The 23,497-nt window shown below is 66.4% G+C and carries 16 protein-coding genes; 5 read left to right on the top strand and 11 right to left on the bottom strand.

The window, feature by feature from the left end; genetic code table 11:
* Positions 1–2 precede the first annotated feature (2 nt).
* The 5 genes from ACFYOW_RS11740 to ACFYOW_RS11720 are packed head-to-tail and all read right to left on the bottom strand — an operon-like array spanning position 3 to position 10,276.
* A complete protein-coding gene (locus tag ACFYOW_RS11740; protein ID WP_387286942.1) occupies positions 3–1,145 on the bottom strand; it encodes a cation:proton antiporter in 1,143 nt (380 codons plus the stop codon).
* Positions 1,142–1,534 (bottom strand): hypothetical protein, encoded by a 393-nt coding sequence (locus tag ACFYOW_RS11735; RefSeq protein WP_387286940.1) that lies wholly within the window; start codon positions 1,532–1,534, stop codon positions 1,142–1,144. The genes ACFYOW_RS11740 and ACFYOW_RS11735 overlap by 4 nt, the downstream gene beginning before the upstream one ends.
* 56 nt (positions 1,535–1,590) lie before the next feature.
* Positions 1,591–3,270: a fatty acyl-AMP ligase gene (locus ACFYOW_RS11730; protein ID WP_387286938.1), complete on the bottom strand. Its 1,680-nt coding sequence runs from the start codon at positions 3,268–3,270 to the stop codon at positions 1,591–1,593.
* Positions 3,267–9,962, bottom strand: a complete 6,696-nt coding sequence (locus ACFYOW_RS11725; protein ID WP_387286936.1) for an SDR family NAD(P)-dependent oxidoreductase — start codon at positions 9,960–9,962, stop codon at positions 3,267–3,269. Before ACFYOW_RS11725 ends, ACFYOW_RS11730 begins: the two co-directional genes overlap by 4 nt.
* The gene (locus tag ACFYOW_RS11720; RefSeq protein ID WP_387286934.1) at positions 9,959–10,276 is read right to left on the bottom strand and encodes an acyl carrier protein; all 318 of its coding nucleotides are present in this window, start codon (positions 10,274–10,276) and stop codon (positions 9,959–9,961) included. The genes ACFYOW_RS11725 and ACFYOW_RS11720 overlap by 4 nt, the downstream gene beginning before the upstream one ends.
* A gap of 168 nt (positions 10,277–10,444) precedes the next feature.
* Here ACFYOW_RS11720 and ACFYOW_RS11715 point away from each other — a divergent pair, with 168 nt between their 5' ends.
* Positions 10,445–11,404 carry an MBL fold metallo-hydrolase gene (locus tag ACFYOW_RS11715; protein ID WP_387286932.1) on the top strand — a complete coding sequence of 320 codons (960 nt, stop codon included), beginning with the start codon at positions 10,445–10,447 and terminating at the stop codon, positions 11,402–11,404.
* An 83-nt stretch (positions 11,405–11,487) separates the two neighbouring features.
* On the opposite strand, the gene ACFYOW_RS11710 is transcribed toward ACFYOW_RS11715, so the two are convergent.
* The gene (locus ACFYOW_RS11710; protein WP_387286930.1) at positions 11,488–12,462 is read right to left on the bottom strand and encodes an NAD(P)H-dependent flavin oxidoreductase; all 975 of its coding nucleotides are present in this window, start codon (positions 12,460–12,462) and stop codon (positions 11,488–11,490) included.
* 336 nt (positions 12,463–12,798) lie between these two features.
* Here ACFYOW_RS11710 and fadD5 point away from each other — a divergent pair, with 336 nt between their 5' ends.
* Positions 12,799–14,370 carry a fatty-acid--CoA ligase FadD5 gene (gene fadD5, locus ACFYOW_RS11705; protein WP_387286928.1) on the top strand — a complete coding sequence of 524 codons (1,572 nt, stop codon included), beginning with the start codon at positions 12,799–12,801 and terminating at the stop codon, positions 14,368–14,370.
* Between the two features lie 329 nt (positions 14,371–14,699).
* Here the strand turns inward: fadD5 and ACFYOW_RS11700 are convergent, their stop codons facing one another.
* Positions 14,700–15,308, bottom strand: coding sequence for a TetR/AcrR family transcriptional regulator (locus ACFYOW_RS11700; protein WP_387286926.1), 609 nt, complete (start codon positions 15,306–15,308; stop codon positions 14,700–14,702).
* Positions 15,309–15,428: 120 nt separating this feature from the next.
* Between ACFYOW_RS11700 and ACFYOW_RS11695 the strand changes: the two genes are divergently transcribed.
* Positions 15,429–16,133, top strand: a complete 705-nt coding sequence (locus tag ACFYOW_RS11695; protein WP_387286925.1) for a methyltransferase domain-containing protein — start codon at positions 15,429–15,431, stop codon at positions 16,131–16,133.
* Here the strand turns inward: ACFYOW_RS11695 and ACFYOW_RS11690 are convergent, their stop codons facing one another.
* Positions 16,134–18,506 carry a YbhN family protein gene (locus ACFYOW_RS11690; protein ID WP_387286923.1) on the bottom strand — a complete coding sequence of 791 codons (2,373 nt, stop codon included), beginning with the start codon at positions 18,504–18,506 and terminating at the stop codon, positions 16,134–16,136. It abuts the gene before it with no gap.
* Between the two features lie 204 nt (positions 18,507–18,710).
* Here ACFYOW_RS11690 and ACFYOW_RS11685 point away from each other — a divergent pair, with 204 nt between their 5' ends.
* Positions 18,711–19,547 carry an SDR family NAD(P)-dependent oxidoreductase gene (locus ACFYOW_RS11685; RefSeq protein WP_387286922.1) on the top strand — a complete coding sequence of 279 codons (837 nt, stop codon included), beginning with the start codon at positions 18,711–18,713 and terminating at the stop codon, positions 19,545–19,547.
* 1 nt (position 19,548) lies between these two features.
* Here the strand turns inward: ACFYOW_RS11685 and ACFYOW_RS11680 are convergent, their stop codons facing one another.
* Both ACFYOW_RS11680 and ACFYOW_RS11675 read right to left on the bottom strand, forming a co-directional pair.
* A complete protein-coding gene (locus ACFYOW_RS11680) occupies positions 19,549–20,316 on the bottom strand; it encodes an SDR family NAD(P)-dependent oxidoreductase (protein ID WP_387286920.1) in 768 nt (255 codons plus the stop codon).
* A complete protein-coding gene (locus tag ACFYOW_RS11675; protein WP_387286918.1) occupies positions 20,300–21,088 on the bottom strand; it encodes a 2OG-Fe(II) oxygenase in 789 nt (262 codons plus the stop codon). Before ACFYOW_RS11675 ends, ACFYOW_RS11680 begins: the two co-directional genes overlap by 17 nt.
* 110 nt (positions 21,089–21,198) lie before the next feature.
* On the opposite strand from ACFYOW_RS11675, the gene ACFYOW_RS11670 reads away from it, so the two are divergent.
* A complete protein-coding gene (locus ACFYOW_RS11670; RefSeq protein WP_387286916.1) occupies positions 21,199–21,792 on the top strand; it encodes a GDSL-type esterase/lipase family protein in 594 nt (197 codons plus the stop codon).
* Between the two features lie 236 nt (positions 21,793–22,028).
* On the opposite strand, the gene ACFYOW_RS11665 is transcribed toward ACFYOW_RS11670, so the two are convergent.
* Positions 22,029–23,444 carry an ABC1 kinase family protein gene (locus ACFYOW_RS11665; RefSeq protein WP_387286915.1) on the bottom strand — a complete coding sequence of 472 codons (1,416 nt, stop codon included), beginning with the start codon at positions 23,442–23,444 and terminating at the stop codon, positions 22,029–22,031.
* Positions 23,445–23,497: the final 53 nt, after the last annotated feature.

Here is a 23,497-nt window from a genome sequence, read left to right as displayed (position 1 = left end):
CGCTAATTCGCGCCGGATTTCGCGGTGCGGGTTGCGATTCGGCTGGCCGCGAGTGCGGCAGCGGCGATAGTGCACAGGGCGCCGAGCATCATCGCGGATGCTTCGCCGGGCACCAGGACGTGTAGTTGCGAGCCGACGGTGACGGCGGCAACCGGGACGCCGACCTGGGCCGCCGCGAGGATGCCGAAGGCGACTGGCTGACCCGCGACGCGGGTGCTCAGGTGCACCAGCACCGCGCCGATACCCAGTGCGAGACCGAGCCCGATGAGCCGCGGGTGGTCGCCGAATTCGCGCAGATTGAGTCGGGCGCCCAGCCAGATGAAGAACAACGGGCCGAGGAAGCCGTCATTGATGGCGAAGAGTTGCCGGGCCACGCGCCGCGGCTCCCCGATTCCGGCGACCGCGAGTCCGGCGGCGAATCCGGCGAGCATGATCGACACCCGGGTCTGGGTTGCCAATGCGCACAGGGCGAACAGCACCGCGAGACTGACCCGCAGTTCCAGGGCGAATGCGCGCTTCTCGGACAGTCGATGCACTCGCCGCCGCCGACCAGACAGCTCCAGCTTGCGCAGCACCAGGAACAGCACAGTGGCGGCCGCCGCCACCGCGACGGCGCCCAGTGCCGCGCGGCCCGCATTCGCCGGATCGATCACCAGCGGCAGCGCCACCACGCAGGCGGTATCGGCGATCGCGACCTGGGCGGTGAGGGCAAGTACCGGCTTTCCCGACAGACCGACCGAATCGATGATCGGCAGCACCAGCGCCGCCGATGAGGACGCCATCAGCACCGCATAGACCGCACCGTGTCCGGTTCCGAACCAGCGGGCCAGCCCGAATCCGGCTGCGACGGCGAGCAATCCGACCAGGACGGCCCGGACCGCGCCCTTACCGAGTGCCGAGCGAACCGCCGGATCACGCACCGGGACATGGGTGCCCGCGACGAACATGACGACCGCGAAACCCATATCCGCGAGAAAGGTGAAGATCGGGTCGGCGGGGTGCAGGATGCCGAATCCGGTGGTGCCGAAGACAATGCCCGCGAGCAATTCACCCAGGATCACCGGGATGTGCCAGCTCTGCCGCAGTGCGAGCAGCGGTCCGCACAATCCGAGCGCGATGACCAGGGCGAGGGTTGCGAAGGTCATTGCGGCATAGCGGCTATCTTCGCCGGGATAGCGATATTCTCATCGGCCCAGTGGACGGCGCACACGCGGTGGTAGCCATCGGCGATGACCATGGGCACGCCGCCGCGGAAGTCGCCGCGCACCAGCAGGATCGGCGATAGCGACTTGCGATTATTGATCTTGATGAGATCGCGGCGGACATACGGATTCTCGGCCGACACCAGTTCGAGTCCGGCCGCACGCAGAATGTCCTTGGCCTTCTTGTGCACGACCGGAGCGGCGCGCAGTTCCGCGATCACGGCGTCGACCACGTCCGGTTCGGCGAGCAGCTCCAGATAGTCCGCGGCCGCCGGGTAGTCGTGTTCTTCCGGCTGGTCTTTCCATGTCACGGGGATGATTGCGGTCGCCATTCGCCCATCATCGCGCCCGATGTGGGCGAGCTGGGGGAGGTCGGCGGGTGTTTTCGCTATGGCTGGGTTAGGTGGCCCGCGCGGTAGAGCGCTCGGCATTCGCCGCGGCGCAATTTGCCGCTGGAGGTTTTCGGAATCCGGCCCGGTTCGACCAGGACAACGGCCCCCGGTGTCACCTCATGGGCGGCCGCGATGGCATTGCGGATGCGAAGGGCCAGTTCCGCTGATCCGGTGGCCGCCGTGTCGGCGAGTTCGGCGACGACCACCAGATCCTCGCGGTGGCCGTCATCGTGGCCGAATGCGGTCACATGGCCGGCGCGCAGCTCGGGGGCACAGTCGGAAACCGTGGATTCGATATCGGCCGGATAGTGGTTGCGGCCGTCGATGATGATGAGGTCCTCGCGCCTGCCCGCGATATAGAGCTGGCCCTCATGCCAGAAGCCGAGATCGCCCGTGCGCAGCCAGGATTCGTCACTCCCGAACATGGAGGCCCGGAATGTCGCCGCGGTGGCGATCGGATTGTTGTAATAACCGGCGCAGACATTGGGGCCGCAGACCCAGATCTCGCCGACGGTACCCGCCGCAACCTCGGCGTGCTCGTTGGGCTCCACCACCGCGACTCGCTGGCCTGCGGGTACGCCGCAGCCGACGAGTGGAACGCCTTCCTGTGCGGTCTGTGCGCGGCCCTGTGCCAAGGCTGTTCGGTCGAATCGATGTGTGACGGGTTCGGTCGACTGATCGCATACGGTGACCGAGAGTGTGGCCTCGGCCAAGCCGAAGCCCGGAGTGTGGGCGCGGTGTCGGAATCCGTAGGGGGCAAAGGTTTCGGTGAAGGCGGTCAGAGCCTCGGTGCGGATCGGTTCGGCTCCGTTGAGGAGTGCGTCGAGGTGGGATAGGTCCAGGCCCGCGCGTTCGGCGGGGGTGGTTGCCGAGACCGCGAGCGTCAGGCCGAAATTGGGGCTGCCGGTGGCGCCGGCACGGTAGTCGCTGAGGGCGCGCAGCCAGCGGATGGGACGTTTCACGAATTCGGCCGGCGCCATGGTCACGCCGTGCACGCCGGAGTAGAGCGGTAGTGAAAGAGCCAGGATCAAGCCCATATCGTGGAAGAACGGGAGCCAGGAGACGATGGGTTGGGTGCGCACCGCGGGCACCGCGGTCCACAATTGATCCAGCGCCGCAGTGAGATTCGCGTGTGTTACTTCGACACCGGCCGGGGTCTTGGTCGATCCGGAGGTGTACTGGAGATAGGCCGTGTCTGTTCGATCGATAGTCGGGTCGGCTGCCGCGGTGGTTTCTGGTGTCAGTACCAGCGCTCGGCCCAGGGCTGGACCCAAGATCTCGCTCGTGGTGGTGTCGGTCGCCGAGATCAGGCTCGATGCGGGCCGAGCATCGGCGAGTACACCTTCGAGTCGAGACCTGTTTCTATTGCCCGTCGGCGGAAATAGCGGCACCGCAATGCGATTGCTGTAGAGGCAGGCGAAAAAGGCTATGACGTAGTCGATTCCATGAGCGCACAGAATTGCCACTCGATCGCCGGGATCGGTTGTCGCCCTGAGTCTTTGAGCCTGAGCGCCCGCTGCGTGGTGCAGTTGTTCGTAGGTCAGTGTGACCGGAGTGCAATCCTGCCCGCGATAACGCAATTCGGTGTACGCATTGTCATTGGGCCTGGTTCGTGCCCACTCCGCGACCCGGGCCGCCAGCGCATCGGTCGGCCGCATCGTGTTCGGAGAAGTCACAGCACCCCATCGGATTTCGCGGCGGCGACTCGGTCGGCCAGGGCTGCGCCGAGTGCGGTGATGGTGGGGTGTTGGAACAGTTCGGCGGTCGAGATGCGGATATTGAGGCGGGTTTCGAGGTGTCGGCGCATTTCTATGCCCAGCAGGGAGCTCAGGCCCAATTCGTTGAAATCGGCTTCCGGATCGACGTGGTCGGCGGTCAGGTCAAGGGTGGCGGCGAGAGCGGCGCGGATGGTCGTGGTGAGTGGTTCGGCCGGACGCGGCGGTATCGGGTTCGGCGGCGCGGGGACTGTTGCCGGTTGGTCGGTGAGCAGGTTGCGCAGTCGGGTGGCGACCGGGGCGGGATCGGCGGTCGGCGTGTAGTCGAGGGCGAGCAAGTAGGGCTCGTTGTAATACATGGTCTGGGCGAGTAATTCGGTGCCGCGTGGGATATCGAATGCGGAGATTCCGGCGCGACGCAGATGTGCCGCACCCCCCGCGCCCTCGGTGAGGCCCGAATCCCACACGCCCCAGCCGATGCTCAGTACACGCCGACCCGGGTGTCTATGAGCGAGGGCGTCCATTGCGGCATTCGCGCTGGCGTAAGCGGCCTGTCCGGGTGCGCCCAGTGCACCGGTGGCCGAGGAGAACAGCAGCACGAAGTCGGTTGGGTCGGTGGCGGTGAGCTCGATGAGGTTGTTCGCGGCGATAGGCTTCGGCGCGAACATGCGGGCGAGTTGACGGGCGGTTACGGCTTCGAAGGCGGCGTCTTCGAGTGCGCCCGCGGCATGGACGGCGCCGCGGATGGTGGAACCGCATTCGCGAACATCGTCGAGCGCGTTGGCGAGATCGCTGCGATCGGCGGCGTCGCAGCGCACCACCACTATCCGGTCCTCGAGTCCGTCCAGGAGTGCAGGCACCGGTCTGGGTGCGCGGGTGAGCACCACGACATCGTGGGCACCGGCATCGAGCAGCCAGCGCACCGCGACCGAACCGAGCGCACCCAATCCGCCGGTGACCACATAGGTGCCGTTGGGGTCGATCGGCGTCGGGGTGGTCGATCGGGGACGGGTGGGGATGAAACGGCGTGCCATGATGGCGTCGGCGCAGATGCGGAGCTCATCGGGGAGCGCGTGGGCGGTGGCGATGAGTTCTTGCAGTCGCGACACTGCGGACGGTGATGTATCGGTCCATACGAGCCGCACTTCGCGGCCCGATTCGAGCTGCATCGACCGCACCAAACCGGCTACCGCCATCGTCATGATCGTTTTGTCCGGCGAGCTGCGCTGTCGGCTCCGAGCGGGCGGTTGGCGGTCGGTCGCGCCAGGTTCCGGGAGGACGATCGTCAAAGATGCTGTGGTGTCCTCGGATTGGACGCGTTGGAGCAGATCCAGCATGCGTCCGGTCGTGGCGGTGGCACTGATCGCGGACCCGGCGTCGTGGCCGGTGTGAGTCGCGCCGGATTCGGTGGGCCAGACCACGACGACTGCCGTGTCTGCGGTGCCGGTGCGTCCGGCGAGTACAGCGGAGACGATCGGACCGGCGGCATCCGGTTCGCGGGCAACGCGTTCGGTGGGCAGGGTGCGGTCGAGTTCTCTGGCGAGCCGGATGGCGAGCTGGGATTCGCCGATAACCAAAGCGCGCTGCAAATTCGTGGTGCTGTTGCGCCGGCCGTTGCTCTGGGCGTTGCCGAGGTACGGGATCCACGTTTCCTGGCGGAACAGGCCGACCTGCGTTGTGGATTCGACCGTCGCAAAACGTATGCGGATACCCGACAGCGCGAGCACGGGGACGCCGTGCTGATCGGTGCCGATGATGTCGCCGGTCACGCCGGTCGTCGATCGATCACGCACGAGCGCATGGGCTTCCAGCAGAACCAGGTCCGGTTCGGCCGACAGCCAGGCGGATTCGATGCCGATCGGCAGCGGGATGGTATCGGCGGGGGGCAGGTGGTCCCAGGTCGCGGCGGCGAGCAGATGCAGGCAGCTGTCGAGCGTCGACGAGCGCTGCAGCGGGGCGGAATCGAACGACCCCACCGCACAATCGGGTCCGGCCTCGATATCGCACAGCGCGCGGAAGCCGGGACCGTAGTCGAGTTGCCGTGCACGCAACGAGTCGTAGAAAACACCTGGCGTGAGCGCTCGCATCCGCCGACGGCCTGCCCGATTTGCATCGACCACCCGCATCCATGCGACGATATCCCCGGGTGTGGGGTCACCGGCCAACCGTGCCGAAGCCAGCGTCCCGGCGCCTGTGACCTCCGCCTGCAACCTTCCAGCACCATCGGCTCGATAAATGACAGCGGACAGCGCGGCAAGCCCGGTCCGCTCATGCACCACGAAATCGCCGATCGTCCGCCCGGCCCCAGCCAGGCCGATGAGCCTGAGCAGCCAGAAGACCGCGGGGACTGTCGGGGCACCCTGCACCACGTGATCGTGGAGATCGTCTGCGGGGAATTCGGATTCAGCGATGAAGATGCCGGATGCGCTCGAATCGACGGCATCTCGGCTGCGACCGACGCCGAAACCACGGGTTGTGTTCGTGGCGTGGATGTCTCGGCCGAGAGGAGTGGTTGTGTTCCAGTCGTGGGCGTCGGGGCCGCCACCGATGTCGAAACCGGCTGTGTCCGCGCCATGGGCATTTCGGCTGCGAATGGTGGTTGTATTCGCGCTGTGGCTGTCGCGACCGCTAGCCGTGTCGGGTCGGGCGGTTGTGTTCGAGTCGCGGGCGGTTGTGTTCGAGTCGAGAGCGTCTTGGCCGCCACCAGCATCGTGCCCGGTGGTTGTGTTCGCACCCTGGCCATTTCGGCTGTGCGGAGCCGCGAGCTGGGTAGTTGTGTTCGGGTCGTGGGTATCGCTACGGACGACATCGACTCCGATCCCTGCGCCGAAGTCGGAGACGGCGGAGTTGTTGACGGCGTGGCCGTTGAGAGCGGGATCGGTGGCACTGCGATGGGTGGTACCGGGCTCAGCCGCAGTGCCGTGGGTGGTGCTGGGTTCGGTTGCGGCGTCTCGGGGAGTGCTGTTTGCGGTGGCGGTGCCGAAGGTGGTTTCGGGCTTGGTGCCGGCGTGGCCGGTGGTGGTGGACTTGGTTGCGGCGCCGTGGGTGTCGGGTTCGGTTGCGGCGGCGCGGATGCTGCTCGGCTTGGTCGCAGCGTCGCGGATGACGCCGGATTTAGTTGCTGCGTCGGGCTTGGTTGCAGCGTCGTGGGCCGTGCGCGGTTCTGTGGTAGCGACGTACGACGTGCTGGGCTCGGTGGCAGGAACGTTGGTGGTGTCGGCCTGGGTGGCGATGTCGCGGGTCGTGCTGGGTTCGGTTGCGGCGTTGCGAGTGGTGCTGGGTTCGGTTGCGGCGTCGCTGGTCGTGCCGGGCTCCGTGGTAGCGACGTGGGTGGTGCCGGGATCGAGGGTGGCGATCAGGGGGAACCGGCGGTGGGACCATTGGCGTGCGGGCGGGGGTGCGGTGAAGGGGCCGTTTGCGGCCCAATTCAACGGGCGGCCTTCGAGGTAGAGCTTTGCGAGGCAGGTCAGGAAGGTTCCGGCCTCGTTGTCGCGGGTGGTCACCATGTGGGTGGCGCCGGCGAATTCGGGGAACTCACCGATCGCGGGTGTCAGGACCGGATGGGGTGCGATTTCGAGCACCGTCGCGAATCCGTCGTCGGCGGCCTTTTGCAGCGCGGCGGCCAAGTCGACCGTTCTCGAGGCATTTTCGGCCCAGTAGTCGGCGTCCATCGCGGCTGTGGTGATCGTTTCGCGTCGACGCGCCGTGGAGTACATCGGGACACGCGGCACCTGCGCGGTGAGTCCGCCGAGCGTGTCGACGAATTCGGGGAGCAGCGCGCCTACCTGTGGACTGTGTGCGGCGAAGTCGACGGCGATCCGTCGCGCAAATATCTGCCTGCGTTTGGCCCGGCGGACGAGCGCATCGATGTAGCGCGGCGCACCGGAGATCACCACCGAACGAGGTCCATTGATCGCCGCGATCGCTACCGTCGCGTGCAGTGGCTCGACCAGCCGCGCCGCCTCATCCGCTGTCGTCTCCAGCACCGCCATCGCACCGTGCCCGTCGAGCCGCGCCAGAATCCGGCTGCGCTGCACCACGACTCGGGCCGCATCCGAAAGCGATAACGCACCGCTCACCGCGGCCCCTGCCACCTCGCCGAGACTGTGCCCGACCACCGCATCCGGTTCGATCCCCCATGCGGCCAGCAGTTCGGCGAGCGCCACCTGGAATGCGAAGATCGCCGGTTGCACGAGTTCGGTCGCACTGCTTCCGTTGCTCGCCGCACCGCTGAGCGCGAACCCGTTGCGCGGTGTCCAAACTCGCCCGCCACCCGCCGCCGCAATCGCATCCGCGGCAGCGGTCACCGCTTGCGCGAATACCGGATAGCGAGCCGCCAGACCCCGCCCCATCTTGGAATATTGCCCACCCTGCCCAGAAAACAGGAACAGCACGCCACCCCGCCGCCGCACCGAACCAGCGCCGATCACCCCGCCCCCGGACTCCCCACCCGCCAACGCCCGCAACTGATCCACCGCATCACTCAGATCCCGCGCAACAACTGCGGCCCGGGCATCCTCAGGTATCAACCGTGCCGCGCCAGCCGCGAATTGCCGAAGAATTTCGCGATCGCTACCGCCGGTACCCGAGTAGCTCGCCACAATCGCGCCGGTCGCTGCGCCCACATCCGCGCGTGTAACGCTGCTCGAGCGCGCGCGTGAATCACCACTTGTGCCTTCGCGCGAAGTGCCACTCATGTGCTCGCGTGAATCACCACTTGTTCGCTCACGTGAATCGTCGCTAGCGCCCTCGTGGGAATCGCTGTCCGTGCCCTGGTGCGATTCGCTCGTGTGCTCGTGCGAAGTGCGACAGGTGCTTTCGCGCGGTGCGTTGCCGGTGTCGCCACGAGAGGGCCTGCGTGCGCCGTTGTGGGAGGGGGTGCTGATGTTGTCGTGCGATGTGCGACTGGTGTCGGTACCCGAAGCTGTGCTCATGCCATCGCGCGTGGCGCTGCTGGGCCTGCCGCGGGAATCGCTGTTCGGGCCCTGGTGCGAGTCGCTCGTGTGCTCGGGCGAAGTGCGACAGGTGCTTTCGCGCGGTGCGTTGCCGGTGCTGACACTGACATGGGAGGCGCTGCTTGCGGTGTTGTGCGAAGGGTCGCTGATGTCGTCGCGCGATGCCGAGCTGGTGTCCTTACCCGACACGGTGCCGATGCCGTCGTGTGAGGGGATGTTGGTGGTGCCGCGTGAGCCGCTGCTCATGCGATCAGGCGCGGCGCTGCTGGGCCTGTTGCGTGGGGCATTGCTCATGCTGTTTCGTGAATCGTCGCTCGTGCCGTCTGACGACATGTACTCGAGCAACTCCGCCCACCGCAACGCATGCGACCGCAGCTCCGCGATATCGCGGCCGGTGACCGGAAGCAATACGGGCGGTTCATAACTCCGGTGGCCCGCGGTCTCGAGACCGCGCAGCACTACGTGCGCATTCGTTCCGCCGAATCCGAATGAGCTGACTCCGGCACGTCGCGCACACACCGGTGTTTCGGTCCAGTCGACGGGCTCGGTCGGTACCCGCAATCCGTGTTCGGCGAGCTTCAGCAGCGGGTTCTCGGTGTGGAAATTGATGGTCGGCGGGATTGTGCCGTGTCGAATGGACAGCGCCGCCTTGATCATTCCGGTGATTCCGGCGGCAGCCTCCAGATGTCCGATATTGGATTTGAGGGAGCCGATCCAGGTCGGTTCGGCATCGCTGACGACTACCGCAGCGAGCGCACCCACCTCTACCGCATCACCCAATGGCGTTCCGGTGCCGTGGCATTCGACGTACCCGGCATCATGTGGATCGAGTCCGGCCCGTGCCCAGGCGGTACGAATGACTTCCTGCTGGGCCCGGCCGCTCGGCGCGTACAGCCCATTGGACCGTCCGTCCGAACCGACTGCCGTGCCGAGGATTTCCGCGTACACCCGATGCCCGTCCCGCAGCGCGTCGGCGGTGCGCCGCAGCACCACCACGGTGCATCCGTCACCGCGGGCATATCCGTCGGCAGCGGCATCGAATGGTTTGCAGCGCCCGTCGGGCGCGAGGAACCCGCCTTCGGCCAGGTACTCCGAGGTATGCGGCAGGAGCGTGAGATTCACCCCGCCGACGATCGCGAACGGCACCGCCTCATCGGCCAGCAGACGCACCGCGAGATCCACCGCCGCCAGCGAGGACGAGCAGGCACTGTCCACCACCAGACTCGGTCCGTGCAGGTCCAGGACATAGGACAGCCGGTTGGCGATGATGCTGAGCGCCGATCCGGTGACCGCGTACGGCGCATCGTGCCCGGCGCGGCCGAGCACCGCGATGCCGTGATCGTAGGCACACGCACCGAATACCACCGCAGCCCCGGAACCCCTGGTGCGATAGCCGATTCCGGCATCGTCGAGTGCCTCGATCGCGACCTCGAGCGCCAGCCGCTGTTGCGGATCCATCAGCGCGGCCTCGCGACCGGAGATCGCGAACCAGTCGTTGTCGAACGCGTCGACGTCTGTGAGATATCCGGCGGTACGCGTGCCAGGTCGACCAGGCGGCGGTGCACCGGTCGCATCCCGGCCATCGCGCAGCATCCGCCAGAACTCGGACACATTCGGCGCGCCGGGCACCCGGCAGCCGATGCCCACGATCGATACCGGCGGATTCGGCCGGACGGACGCGGTTTCGACGGTGCTCATCGCATCGCGAGATACTCGACAAGCTGCTCGATGTCCGGATGGTCGTAGAGGGTGGTGAGCGAAACCTCGACTCCCATGGCATCTTCCAGATGCGCCGTCAGCCGCGCCAGTTGCAGCGAGCCGAGGCCGAGATCGCTGAACGGCGCATTGGTCGAGACCCTTGCGACATCGACATTCAGCAGGTCGGCGATGGCGGCGGTGGCAGCGCTCAGTAGCGCGGCACGTCGCGAACCGGTTCCGTTCGAAACACCGTCGGCGACTGTTCGCAGGTCGCTCGAGACAACACCCTGCCCGTCCGGAAGATCAGGCCCCATCCGTCCTCCTCCCGTCGCCGGAGGGCTGGTGCCCCCACGCCGGTACCCCCTGCGATTATGCCGTAGATATCGGCGTGATCAAGGTGTCGTCCAGGCTGGTGGATTGTCCGGAATTGTCCTGCATACCCGGCTCTTTCGTCGTCTACCGTGATCGCCTACGGTGGCACCGTGCCCGAATCCGGAACCGAGCGGACGCCCACCCTGCCGACCCTGCTGCGCTGCTGCAGCGCACTGGCGGCCACGCCTGGTCGATTGCTGCGCCCGCGTCGCCCCGATACCGCGTTGCTGGCCGGTCTGGAACCGGCCCCGCTGCCGCAGACCGAGGCGACCGTCGGGCTCACCGTCCTGATGCAGGCCCGCATGGCCGCGCCGACCACGATCGTCGCGGAGGGCGTGCGCAGCCTGCGCGAACTTCCGATGACCATGTCGGCCTATCTGATCGAACATCCGAAGGCGCGATTCCTGGTCGATCCGGCCCTGTGCGCCGGTGTGCACGACCGGGTGCTGCCCGAGCTGCCGTTCCCGATTCCGCTCCTGGTCGCGCCCGATAAGCCGGTGCTCGGGCTCTCCGACGCGCTGGCCGCCCGCGATATCGCCGTCGACGCGATCGATTTCGTCCTGCCGACCCATCTGCACTGGGACCACATCTCCGGCCTGCTGGAACTGCCCGATTCCGTGACCATCCGACTACCCGCCGTCGAACGCGCCTGGGCCCTCGACGGCCCGCATGCCCCGGCCGGCGTTGCCCGAGGCCCACTGCGCGGGCGCGCCTTCGACACCTTCGAACTCGACGGCCCGCCGGTGCTCACCTTCCCGCGCAGCCTTGACCTGTTCGGTGACGGTTCGGTGCTGCTGGTCGACCTCGCCGGACATACCCCAGGCAGCATCGGCGTCCTGCTCGCGGTAGACGACGGCACCCGGGTCCTGCTCGCGGGCGACGCGGTATGGAACAAACTCCAGGTCGAGCTGATCCGCGAGAAGGCCCCCATGCCCGGCCAACTCTTCGATGCCGACCGCGACGCCACCTTCGCCACCATCCACCGCCTGCACGCTCTACCCGACGGCATCGAAATCGTCGCCGCCCACGACTACGCGGCCGTCGAGGCGCTCGCAGCACGGAAGCGGTAACCCGCCTTATCGGGTCGAAATTCAGTCGGTACTCGACGATCGGACGAGCCCTGGGCACTCGGCCCGGGGCTCGCAACGAATCGCTAGGCGACCACTGTTTCCGCGAGTCCCGCGGTGATGAGCTCTTCCGCGTCGGCGACCATCCGGCCGATCAGTTCGGCGCAGGAGGGGATGTCCTGGATGAGGCCCTGGGCCAGCCCTGCCGACCAGATGCCCGCGTCGAGGTCGCCCTCGTCGAAGACGCGTCGGCCGCGCGCACCCGCGACCAGATCGCGGACATCTTCGAAAGTACCGCCGGCCTTTTCGATTTCGACGACCTTGCGGCTGATCTCGTTATCCGCGACGCGCGCGGTATTGCGCATGGTCCGGAAGATCAGCTGGGTGTCGAGTTCGGAGTTGGCGACGATCTGTTCCTTGACCTTCTGGTCGATCGCCGACTCCTGTGTGCACAGGAAGCGCGTGCCCATATTGACGCCGTCGGCACCGAGCGCGAGCGCGGCAACCAGACCGCGGGCATCGGCGATACCGCCCGAGGCGATCATCGGAATATCGAGAACCCGTGCGGCGGCCGGGATCAGGATCAGCCCGGGAATATCGTCCTCACCCGGATGTCCCGCACATTCGAATCCATCGATGCTGACGCCGTCGACGCCGATCTTCTGCGCCTTCAACGCATGCCGCACGCTGGTGCACTTGTGCAGCACCTTGATACCGGCCTCCCGGTAGTACGGCAGGAAGGGCTCCGGATTGCTGCCCGCGGTCTCGACGATCTTGATGCCGCTCTCGATGATCGCCTGCACGTATTCGGCGTACGGTGGCGGATTGATCGACGGCAGGATCGTGACGTTCACACCGAACGGCTTATCGGTCAGCTCCCTGGTCCGCGCGATCTCCTTGCGCAGGTCGTCGGGGGTGGGCTGGGTCAGCGCGGTAATGAAGCCGAGCCCGCCCGCGTTGGCGACGGCCGCGACGAGGCCTGCGCGGCCGACATGCATCATGCCGCCCTGCACGATCGGGTGTTCGACGCCGAATGTCTCGGTGAACCTGGTACGCAGCATTGCGCTTCTCCTATGCGTTGCGGGGCGTGCCAGTGGCGCCCTTACGCAGTGATGGTGACACGGGAATCGTCTGCTGTTCAACTTGTAAGTGAGCCGGGATTCGCATCGTATGGCCCACTAGACGCGCGTGAAGGCGCAAAGCAACTATTGAGATAGCATATAAAAGCGCAGCTAGAGGTAGTTTCTGGCTCGAGGTCGCCGCTCCGAGACGATTAACAGCGATTCCCATATCGGTCGCTTGCTGCTGGATTAAGTTAGTTGTTATTCTGCTCTCAGTTCAGCCCGTCGACGCCGTCGGATACTCCGGCGCACGGTTGGCGGTCCGAGAGGAGTGGCATGACCACCGGTGCACAGGCGCTCGACGAGCCGATCAGGTCGCGGCGCAACCACTGGAACAACCAGATCGCATCGCATGCGCAGATGCGCCCGGACGCGGTCGCCGTGCGGTTCCGTGGTGTGGACACCACCTGGCGGCAGTTGCACGAGCGTTCGCTGAAGTTCGCCGACGCGCTCGCCCGCCGCGGCATCGGCTTCGGTGACCGGGTGCTGATCCTGGCGCTGAACTATCCCGAATACCTCGAGGCCGTCTTCGGCATCAACGCACTCGGCGCCATCGCGGTCCCGGTGAACTTCCGGCTCACCCCGCCCGAGGTCGCCTATATCGTCAGCGATTCCGGCGCCAAGGCGATCGTCACCGACACCATGCTGCAGCCATTGGCCACCGCCGTGCAGGGTCAGGCGCCCGAGCTGGCGACCTGCATTGTGATCGGCGGACAGAGCGCCGACGGAGTGCTCGGCTACGACGATGTGATTACCGAGGGCGGCGAACCCCATACGCCGCTGGACATTCCCGAGGACACCCCCTCGCTGATCATGTACACCTCGGGCACCACCGGCAGCCCGAAGGGCGCGGTGCTGTCCCACTCGAATATGAACGGCCAAGCGCTGACCAGCATTCGGGCCACGGATATCGGGCCCGATTCGGTCGGCTTCTGCACCTCGCCGCTGTTCCATATCGCCGGACTCGGCAGTCTCGCACCGTATTTCCTGCTCGGCGGCAAAACCGTGCTGCACCCGCTCGGTGCCTTCGATCCCACCGAATTCCTCGACGCCGTCGAGCGCGAGCAGGCCACCACCGCGTTCTGCGTGCCAGCGCAGTGGCAGATGATCTGCGAGGAGCCGACGGTCAAGCAGCGCAAGCTCGCGCTGAAGGTGCTCAGCTGGGGTGCGGCCCCCGCCTCCGATACCGTGCTGCGGGCCATGGCCGACTGTTTCCCGGACGCGGTCAATGTCGCGGTCTTCGGCCAGACCGAGATGTCGCCCATCACCTGTGTGCTGGAGGGCAAGGACGCGATTCGCAAGCTCGGTTCGGTCGGTAAGCCGATCCCGACCATCCAGGCCCGCGTCGTCGACGACGAGATGAACGATGTCGCGCCCGGCGAGATTGGCGAAATCGTCTATCGCGGACCGACTCTCATGCAGGGCTACTGGAACAAGCCGGAGGCCACCGCCGACGCCTTCGCCGGTGGCTGGTTCCACTCCGGTGACCTGGTCCGCGCGGACGAGGAGGGCTTCCTCTGGGTGGTCGACCGCAAGAAGGACATGATCATTTCCGGCGGCGAGAACATCTACTGCGCCGAGGTGGAGAATGTGCTCTTCGCACATCCGAAGATCCGCGAGGCCGCGGTGGTCGGGCGGGCACACGAGAAGTGGGGTGAGGTGCCGGTTGCCGTTGTCGCCCTGGTCGATCCGGACGCCGAGCTCACCCTCGACGAGCTGGCGCCGTTCCTCAACGAGAACCTGGCGCGCTACAAGCACCCAAAGGATCTGGTGATCGTGGCCGAGCTGCCGCGCAATGCCAGCGGCAAGGTCGTGAAAGTGCAGTTGCGCAAGGACTATTCGTCCTGAGCTTTCGCCGAATCGAAGACATCGGCGGCGTCGATGCGTCACGATCACCGCATGGCGATCCCACGCATCCGCGCCGCCGTGTTGGCGGTGCATTGGCAGGTGAATGTCATTCGGCCCGAGGGGTTCTTCGGGCCGATGCTGGCCGGCCCGGTCGCGGCGAGCGGGGTGGTGCCACGGGCCGTGCGCTTCCACGACGCGGCGGCACGATCCGGATTACCGGTGGTCTTCGAATCTCGAACTGACCACGGCAGGCTGCCGCACCGCCGAGCAGGCGCTGGAGCTGATCGGCACATCGGTGTGAAGGTTGTGCCCGCAGGCCACCTGCGTGGTCAACGGCCTGCGCCGCTGACGCGTTCGGTGTGCGACACCTGGCTCGTCAGGCCGGGCCCGACCAGAACTTCGAGCCGACGGTAGGTTTCAGCCGCGGGCAGCGGCGGCTCCGCATCCGCGATCGAGCCGAGCAGGCCGACGACGCCCCAGGACAGAAACGTCATCGTCACCGCGAATTCGTCGTCGTCCATATCCAGGCGACCCGAAAGTTGTTCGGTGAGAATCTCTTCCACCATGCGCCGCGTCGAGCGCAACAGCACTCCGGTTGCCCTGCGGCCCAGCAGCGCCCGGTAGACCTCAGGATTCGCCGATGCCAGCCGGAACAGCGTGTACAGCGGTGCGAGCGGTTCCGAATGTTGCGGTGCGTCAGGATCATTCGCGCCCGATTCGACATCGGCGACTGCTGCGCGCAGGTACTCGGTACTGCTGACCAGTAGCAGATCGTCCTTGTCCCGGAAGTGCGCGTAGAAGGTGGAGCGTCCGACATCGGCGCGATTCAGAATGTCCTGCAATGTGATCCGGTCATAGCCGCATTCGATCATCAGCTCGATCAAGGCACGGTGCAGCAGGCTCTTGGTGCGCCGCACTCGGCGATCGGTGCTGGTCATCGGCATCCTCCGAACGCGAATACCGCGTTGTCGTACAGATAGTGCGAATCCGTTCGCAATGGCACGATATCCGCACTTTTGCTTCTGGTCGATCCGGTCATCTGGTCCGATTATGGACTTATGACCGGAAACGCACAACAGTCCACTAACGCATATGATGACCGGAACTCCGAGATCGGCATTCTCATCACCAAACCGCGCGGCTACCTCGCCGTGAAATCGGCCTTATTGCTCGGCCGGGTCGGCAGCCTGAACGCTCGACTCGTCGAGCTGACCGGTGCCGCCCCGGGCGACCAGGCCGTCGATATCGGTTGCGGCCCGGGCCAACTCGTCCGAGCGCTGGCCGATCGGGTCGGACCGGCCGGTCGAGTGATCGGTATCGACCCATCCCGGGAGATGATCGACTATGCGAGCGGTCGCGCCGCCCCCAACTGTCGTTTCGAAGTCGGCGCCGCTCAAACGCTGACTCTGCCCGATGCCTCGGTCGACGTGCTCACCTCGACCTTCGTCATGCATCACATTCCGGAGGCACAGCGCACGGCGGCGCTGGCACAGATGTTCCGCGTGCTGCGCCCCGGCGGCCGACTGCTGCTCGCCGATACCCACCCGACCGGAATAGTTCTGCCCGCGGCGATTCGCATCATGTCCCGCTTCGCCGCGCGCCGCACCGACGACCCGCACGCACCAGGACATCACGGGGACCCGCTGTCGGCCATCGATATTCGCCGCTACCGAGAAGCTTTGCGGGCAGCGGGATTCGCGACCGTGGACTTCACCGCGATCGCACCGACGACCGGCGTACTGGTGGCAACCAAGGACGCCTGATCAGATCAGGCCCTTCGATGTCATCCAGCGCATGCAGAACCAGCCGCAGAACACCGGCAGCCAGCAGGTGAGCACGCGGTAGAGCAGCACCGACGGCACGGCGATGGTCGCGGGCAGGCCGAAGGCGGCAAGACCACCGATCAGCGCGGCCTCGACCGCGCCGACGCCACCGGGTGTCGGCGCGGCCGCGGCCAGGGTGCCGCCGATCATGGTGACGATGGTGAGGGTGATGAACGACGCGCCACCACCGAATGCCTCGACGCTGGCCCACAGCGCGAGCGCCAGGCCGAGTGTGATCGCGCCACAGCCGAGCACGATCACCGAGAAGCGCTTCGGATCCCGGACCAGATCACCGAGTTCACCGAGCACCTCCTGCAATTGCGGGCGCACCGAATTGTTCAGCCAGCGCCGCAGTTTCGGCACGAACATGAACGCGCCGATTATGCCGACGCCCACACCGGCCGCCAGATAGAGCACGGTTGCGTCGGGCACGAAATGCGACAGATTCGCCGAGGTGCCCGCCGCCACACTGAACAGGATCAGCAGGCCGATGTGGGTGATCACCTGGACGGCCTGCTGCAATGCGACGGCGGCGGTGGCCCGCACCGCGCCGAGTCCGGCCTGCTGCAGGAAGCGCACACTCAAGGCCAGTCCGCCGACACCCGCCGGGGTTGTGGTAGCGGCAAAGGTATTGGCGACCTGCATGATCACCAGATTGCGGAAGCTGACCAGGCGCGTTGCGCAGGCCCACAGTGCCGCTGCCGCACCGATATACGTCAGCCCGGAGAACGCCAGCCCGAGCAGCGCCCACCACCAGTTGGCGGTCCACAACTGTGAGAAGAAGGTCGGCACCGCGCTGATGAAGGGATAGGCGACGTAGACCAACCCGATCAGCAACACCAGCTGGATGAGCTGATTGCGGCTGAAGCGGGTGATCTGCTCGGCCTCGATCTTGTCCTGGCCGGTCTGCCTGCGCACCTCGTCGCGGGCCGCGGAGACCACCTCGCCCCAGTCCGGAATCGACTTCTTGATGCCGGCGGGCATGGCGGACTTGGTGAGTCGGGTCGCCGCGGTCAACACCGTCTGCTCGCCGAGCGTTTCGATGGCGGTGCGCACCGCGGCCTCCTTGCCGAAGACCGCGGTGGTCGAGACCAGCAACTGCGCGACATCGGACTGTCGCTGCTTATCGGACGCGCCGAATTCCGCGTTGATGAATCCGCTGAACAGCGTTGTGCCGTTCTCGATTCGGATCTCGACGGGCCGCAAATCGCCGTGCGAGATCTGGCCGCAGTGCAGTGCGGCGAGCGATTTCCAAACGCCGGCGAGGTCGTCATCGGAGGTTTCGTCGAGCGGCTTACCCCGGGGCATGGTGTGCGCGTATAACATCCAGCCGCGTTCCAGCGCCGCGACGGCGACCTGCTGCACCGCGGCCAGACCCATTTCGCCGACCGCGATGGCCACCAGCGCACGGTGCTCGACGGCGCGGTGCATGGAGCCGTGCAGTGCCGCGGTTTCACTGCTGCGGAAGGTGAGCCAGCGCCAGAGCTGACGCAGCGCGCCGAAGCTGCGCTGATTCTTGCCGAACAACTCGACGGTCAACTCGCGCTCCGGACCGTCGATGGCCGCGGCGAGCACCAGCGGACCGCGTCCGGCGGGATGCACCACGGTGAACGCGGTGACGGTATGTCCGCGCCTGGCCAGCACCCGCACCGCCGCATCCAGCGGCACCTCCAGCGCCGGGGTGCCGACCACCAGCACGATCACCGCGCCGACCAACCAGCCGACCGCGAGCCCGAACATGGCCCGCGCGGGCACGACCGTGCTGACCACCAGGTGGATCGGTGCGAAGGCCAGCAACAGGAACCACAGCCAGCGCCGCGGCCGGGTCGGCAGCCACGGACTCGATACGGTCAGCACCGCCGCGAGCATGGCGATCCAGCGCGGATCGTCGAGGAACTGCGACAGGAAGGTATCGAGCCGATCCGGCACCTGCAGATGCCATTGCGGCGCGGACAATCCCGTGCCGGTGATCGATAGCAGCAGCCCCGCGACCAATCCCGCGGCCGCATAGCCCGCGAGCAGTTTCCACTGCCTGCCGATGATCAATTCGATGAGGATCGCGAACGGCAGCGCCAGAATCGCCATGCCGTAGACCAGGTACACCAGATTTGACTGGTCCGGATTGAGGAAGCCGACGATATTCGAGACCGAACGTTCCAGCGCCAGCCACTCCGGCCGGGTGATCAGCGAAGCGGCGACGACCACGCCGACCCACAGTGCCGCGAGTGCGACACGGATGATGTCACTGGTCCGCCGGATCAGCGGTTGCAGCAGGCTCCCCGTGACCGGGATATCCCGCCCATCAACTCGCATCTCTGGCTCCGCTCGTCCGCCTCCCCCGGCCTCTGCCGGTGTTGGGTGTGCCTAACTTACCGTTGCGCGCCGGTGGTTCCCCGGATGGCTGGGCCTGGGCGTCCTGGCGAGTTCGCCCCGCCGACCTACCGGTCAGTAGACGGTCTTGCCGAATCTGTCTCAGCCGATGAGGATCAGGACGAATCAGCCGACGGAAGGCACGACATGGCAGCACAGGATCTAACCGGGAAGACGGTGGTGGTGACCGGGGCCAGTTCCGGCATCGGCGCCGAGGCGGCGGCGAAGCTGGTGGCGCGCGGCGCGAGCGTCGCGGTGGTCGGGCGCTCGCCGGAGCGCACCGCCGAGGTGGCGACGCGGGTCGGTGCGGAGCCGTTCATCGCCGATTTCGCCCGTTTCGACGAGGTGCGCAAACTTGCCGATCAGCTTCTCGATCGCTATCCGCGCATCGATGTGCTCGCCAATAACGCGGGCGGCGCATGGGCGAAACGCACCGTCACCGATGACGGCAATGAGCTGACCTTCCAGGTCAATCACCTGTCGCCGTTCCTGCTGACCGCCCTGCTGCTGGATCGGCTGGTGCAGTCGCAGGCCAGGGTGGTCAATACCGCGAGCATGACCTACCGGATGGCGAAGCTGGACCTCGACACCGTCAACGCATCGACCGGCTCGTTCAACCAGCTGGGCGCCTACGGCAGCTCCAAGCTCGCCAACATCATCTTCACCAGGGAACTGGCCCGCCGCACCGAGGGCACCGGGCTGGTCACCGCCGCATTCCATCCGGGTGCGGTCGCCACCCACGTCTACGACAATGCTCCGCTCGGCCTCGGCGCGTTCATCCGCTCGCCCCTGTCACGGCCCTTCTTCATCAGGGCAGACAAAGGCGCGGATCCGTTGGTGCACTTGGCGACAACGCCGGACGAGATCAACGGCAAGTATTTCCACCGGTTCAAGGTGGAGGAGCCGCGTAACAAGCAGGCGGTGGATGCCGGACTCGCGCAACGGCTCTGGATGATGTCCGAAGAGATCACCGCAACGGCATAGGTCAGTGGGCGTCCGCACCGAGTGCGCGACGCCCACCCCCGGCCGGCACACCGACGGTGAACACTTCGCCGCTCATCTCGCCTCGATCGAGTTCGACAATGGCCCGCACCACCTGTTCGGTGGACACCGTCGCGGGAAAATCATCGGGCGCGATGGCATTGGCCCGTACCCCGAATTCCTCGAATTCGGCCGCGATATGCCGGGTCAGGTGGTTGAGCGCCGCCTTGGACGCTGCATAGAGCGCCTGTCCGCCGGGATACACCCGCGAGCCCGCGATGCTGGAGACATTCACGATATTGCGATTGCGGGCCCGGTTCTCGTCTCCGATGTGCACCCAGCTCCGCTGCGCCAAGCGCGCCGACAAACGCAGCGGCACACCGACATTGAGCGCGAAATGCGGATCGAATTCGTCGAGCGCGGCATCGCCGTCGACGATGCCGCGCGGCTGGAATCGGCTGTGCGCGGCATTGTTGACCAGCAGATCGATCTGCCCGCAGCGGGCAAGTGCGATATCGACGACGCGTTCGACTTCACCCGCGTCGGCCAGGTCGGCCCGGATCACGAAGATCCGCGAATCGTTCTCCGGCACCGGCGTTTCCGGTTCGAAGGGATCGACGAACCATTCGAGCTGCGACGGTGCGGCCGGGGTGCGATTGCGGCAGACCGCGATGATGTCGTAGTCGGTGTACAGACCCCGGCAGAAGGTGTCACCGAGGACACCTCCGGCTCCGGTGAGCAGACATACCCGGCGTTCAGTGCCACTGCGCAATGCTGTCTCCTCCCCAGCGCCGCACCACATCTTCCTTCGGCCGGTGCAGCCACATCACCACGCTATTGCGCGCGGCGGCGTTGTTGCCGAGGAACGTGTGCCATGAGCGCGGTGTGCACTCGAACAGCAGCAGCGAATTGTCCAGTGGCGGAATCGTCAGTGCGGGAACTGGATTCGCGCTGATATGGGCATACAGCGCGGTCTCGCCGCCATCGCCCTGCTGCCAGTCCGGATTGCCGAAATAGAACAGCACCGCGACGGCGCGCACCGTCTCCCGCCCGACGACCTCCGGCGTCCGCGGGCCGGTCTTCAGATCCACCTCCGGATCCACGGTCCTGATCTCCCCCGGCTCGGGTGCCGAACCCTTGAACCAGGCCGGATTCAGATCATTGTGCGGTGACCCCGACGGACTACCCGGCCGATGATGGTGCACCGACCCCTCGACATCACCGGTCGTCGCCACCCCCGCCACCCGTGCGATCAGGTCATGCCATTCCCGTGAAAGGAACAGCGCCAACGGACCGTCCCGCAGTCCCGCCAGCGAGGCCCCGACCGCACCGTAATCCGCCGCCACCGCCCCGAACGCCTCCGGCCGCTCCCGGCGCACCCGCGCAAGCTCATCGGCCAGCCGCCCGTAGAACTCGGGCACGAACACATCCCTGGCGTAGATATGCGGAAACGGTTCGATCCGGCGAATCCAGCGCCGATGCGCGAACAAATCCGTGAACCACGACGGTGTCGTGGCCACTGTGGATTCGGCTACCCCTGTCAACTTCAATCCCTCCCGAATGACCACAGCGATCCTAACGGGCACGATCTGAATCCGTGCCCCGCGCGGTAGCCGGGCCCTGGTCCACGGCGAGTAGTTGCGAAGATCACCGGGTGTGGAACGACCTACGTGTGTGCTTCATCGGTGATTCCTTCGTCGCGGGTGTCGGCGACCCGCAGTGCCTCGGCTGGGTCGGCCGCCTGGCCGCTCGGACGTATGCGAGCGGCCAGCCGCTCACCTCGTACAACCTGGGTGTGCGGATGCAGACCTCGACCGACATCCTCGGCCGCTGGCAGACCGAATGCGCGCCCCGATTTCTGGACGGCTCCGATGCCCGCTTGGTCGTCTCGTTCGGCGTCAACGACACCACGTTCATCGACGGACGGCCCCGAGTCGCACCCGAGCAATCGGCGGCCAATCTGTCCGAACTGCTCGCACAGGCTGCCGAGCTTCCGGTCCTGGTCGTCGCGCCGCCGCCCATCGATGACGCCGAGCAGAATGCCAGGACCGCCGCGCTCGACGAACATTTCGCCGAAATCTGCGCTGCCGCAGCGGTCCCCTACGTTCGCGTCCATCAACCGCTGCGCGAAAGCGCGTTATGGATGCGGGAGGTGCGCGCGGGTGACGGCGCACATCCCGGCGCGGCAGGCTACGACGAATTGGCCACGCTCATCCAACCGGGTTGGCGAGAGTGGTTGGCGCGCTGAGCAATCCGGGAAGTGTCCGTCGGTCGGGCGGCGACGAGCCGATCGAGGCGCCGCGATGATCGGCATCCACCCATTGCCGAGGAGTCGGAATCGTCGGTGGGCGGCGAACCTCGGAAACGCCGGACGTTCATCGACGCCGGAATGCTCCCGGCCCGCGAGCTAGGGCCATACTGTCTGAGACGTAATGTCTCGGGTAGTTCCGTCTGCGCTGTTCGAGCAGGTCAGCGCGGTTGTACTCAGCCGACAGACATCCGGCGCGCATCCGATTCGGCGCGCTTGCTCCGAGCCACCGCCAGATCGACCGGCAACGCGCCCTCCTCGACGGGCCGAATCACCAACTCGTGCAGCGTCGGATGCCAGCGCCCGACCTCGTCGCGGAACGAGCCCTCGGTCTCCAACTGACCGATCGCACCGATCAGCGTCAGCATCGATCGCGCGAACGGAGTGAAGCGCGCGGGCATGGTGCCCTGGCGCAGGGCATTCGACAGCCGCGGATTCGTCACGCGCAGTACCTGTTTGCGCAGCCAGCGCATGGTGAACCGGTAGTTCGCGTGCCGGAAGGGTTCGATGCACGGCGCGACCACATGGAACAGATCCTCGGCATCGAGCACCCGGCCCGGTTCGCAGAAGCCGTGCCGGCGTGCCGCCGCCTCCAATTCCGCAGGGCCGCCGTTGAACAGCGCATCGCAGTAGTCGAAGGCGAATTCCTCGAAACCCTCGGTCGGCCACGGTGTGCAGGCCCCGAAGTCGACGACGCCGAGTCGCCCATCCGGCAGCACCCGGAAATTGCCGGGATGCGGATCGCCGTAGAGCAGACCGCTGCGGATCCAACTGGAGGCCATGAACCGAATCAGCTGCATGCCGGCCCGATCCCGTTCGGCGCGCGTACCGGTGGCGATGACGCGCGGCAGCGGCGTGCCGTCCAGCCATTCGGTGATGAGCACATCACCGCGCTGGTCGATCACCCGCGGAATGTAGAAATCCGGATCATCGGCGTAGGCCGCCGCGAAGATCCGCTGAGATTCGGCCTCGGCCGCATAGTCGAGTTCGTCGAGGACACAGGCGCAGATCGCCTCGGTCACGCCTTTGACATCCGCGCCGGGCACGAAAACCGTTGCCAGCATGGAGATCCGGCGCAGCTGATCCAGCTCGTTCGCGACCGCCTGCTTACCGCCGGGATACATCACCTTCACCGCGACCGGCGTACCGTCGCGCCATACCGCTCGATGCACTTGGCCGAGCGAGGCCGCGGCCGCGCGCCGATCGTCGAATTCCCGGAAATGCCAACGCCAGTTCTCCCCCATGCTGGCGGCCATCGCCGCGTGCACCGAGCGCGGGAGCATCGCGGGCGCGGAATCCTGTAGCCGACTCAGCGCGATCTTGTACGGCTCGGCGAGATCCGGCGGTAGTGCGAGTTCGTAAATGGCAAGCAGCTGACCGAGTTTGGCGGCACAGCCCTTCAGCTCGCCGAGTACCTCGAACATGTGCTGTGCGGTGCGCATCTGGATTTCGCGATTGACCTCACCGGCCGGTCGGCCCAGCGCGCGCTTACCTACGCCCGCGGCCTGCCGGCCCGCGAAGGCGACCGGCAGCGCCGCCAATTTCGCTGTGCGAACCGCCGTGCGAACAGGAGGTTTACCGTTCGACCTCATCGCGAAATTGCGTGCACGTCTAGTTGTCGAACTCTCGGCCGATCGACCCTCGC

It is taken from the genome of Nocardia sp. NPDC006982, from assembly GCF_042869435.1.
Classification (GTDB): Bacteria; Actinomycetota; Actinomycetes; order Mycobacteriales; family Mycobacteriaceae; genus Nocardia.
This window is presented reverse-complemented; position numbering and strand designations above follow the sequence as displayed.

Excerpts from the sequence above, each read along its gene's own strand:
- ACFYOW_RS11740 (WP_387286942.1), bottom strand. The coding sequence starts at position 1,145 with ATGACCTTCGCAACCCTCGCCCTGGTCATCGCGCTCGGATTGTGCGGA.
- ACFYOW_RS11735 (WP_387286940.1), bottom strand. The coding sequence starts at position 1,534 with ATGGCGACCGCAATCATCCCCGTGACATGGAAAGACCAGCCGGAAGAA.
- ACFYOW_RS11725 (WP_387286936.1), bottom strand. The coding sequence starts at position 9,962 with ATGAGCACCGTCGAAACCGCGTCCGTCCGGCCGAATCCGCCGGTATCG.
- ACFYOW_RS11720 (WP_387286934.1), bottom strand. The coding sequence starts at position 10,276 with ATGGGGCCTGATCTTCCGGACGGGCAGGGTGTTGTCTCGAGCGACCTG.
- ACFYOW_RS11710 (WP_387286930.1), bottom strand. The coding sequence starts at position 12,462 with ATGCTGCGTACCAGGTTCACCGAGACATTCGGCGTCGAACACCCGATC.
- fadD5 (WP_387286928.1), top strand. The coding sequence starts at position 12,799 with ATGACCACCGGTGCACAGGCGCTCGACGAGCCGATCAGGTCGCGGCGC.
- ACFYOW_RS11700 (WP_387286926.1), bottom strand. The coding sequence starts at position 15,308 with ATGACCAGCACCGATCGCCGAGTGCGGCGCACCAAGAGCCTGCTGCAC.
- ACFYOW_RS11695 (WP_387286925.1), top strand. The coding sequence starts at position 15,429 with ATGACCGGAAACGCACAACAGTCCACTAACGCATATGATGACCGGAAC.
- ACFYOW_RS11690 (WP_387286923.1), bottom strand. The coding sequence starts at position 18,506 with ATGCGAGTTGATGGGCGGGATATCCCGGTCACGGGGAGCCTGCTGCAA.
- ACFYOW_RS11685 (WP_387286922.1), top strand. The coding sequence starts at position 18,711 with ATGGCAGCACAGGATCTAACCGGGAAGACGGTGGTGGTGACCGGGGCC.
- ACFYOW_RS11665 (WP_387286915.1), bottom strand. The coding sequence starts at position 23,444 with ATGAGGTCGAACGGTAAACCTCCTGTTCGCACGGCGGTTCGCACAGCG.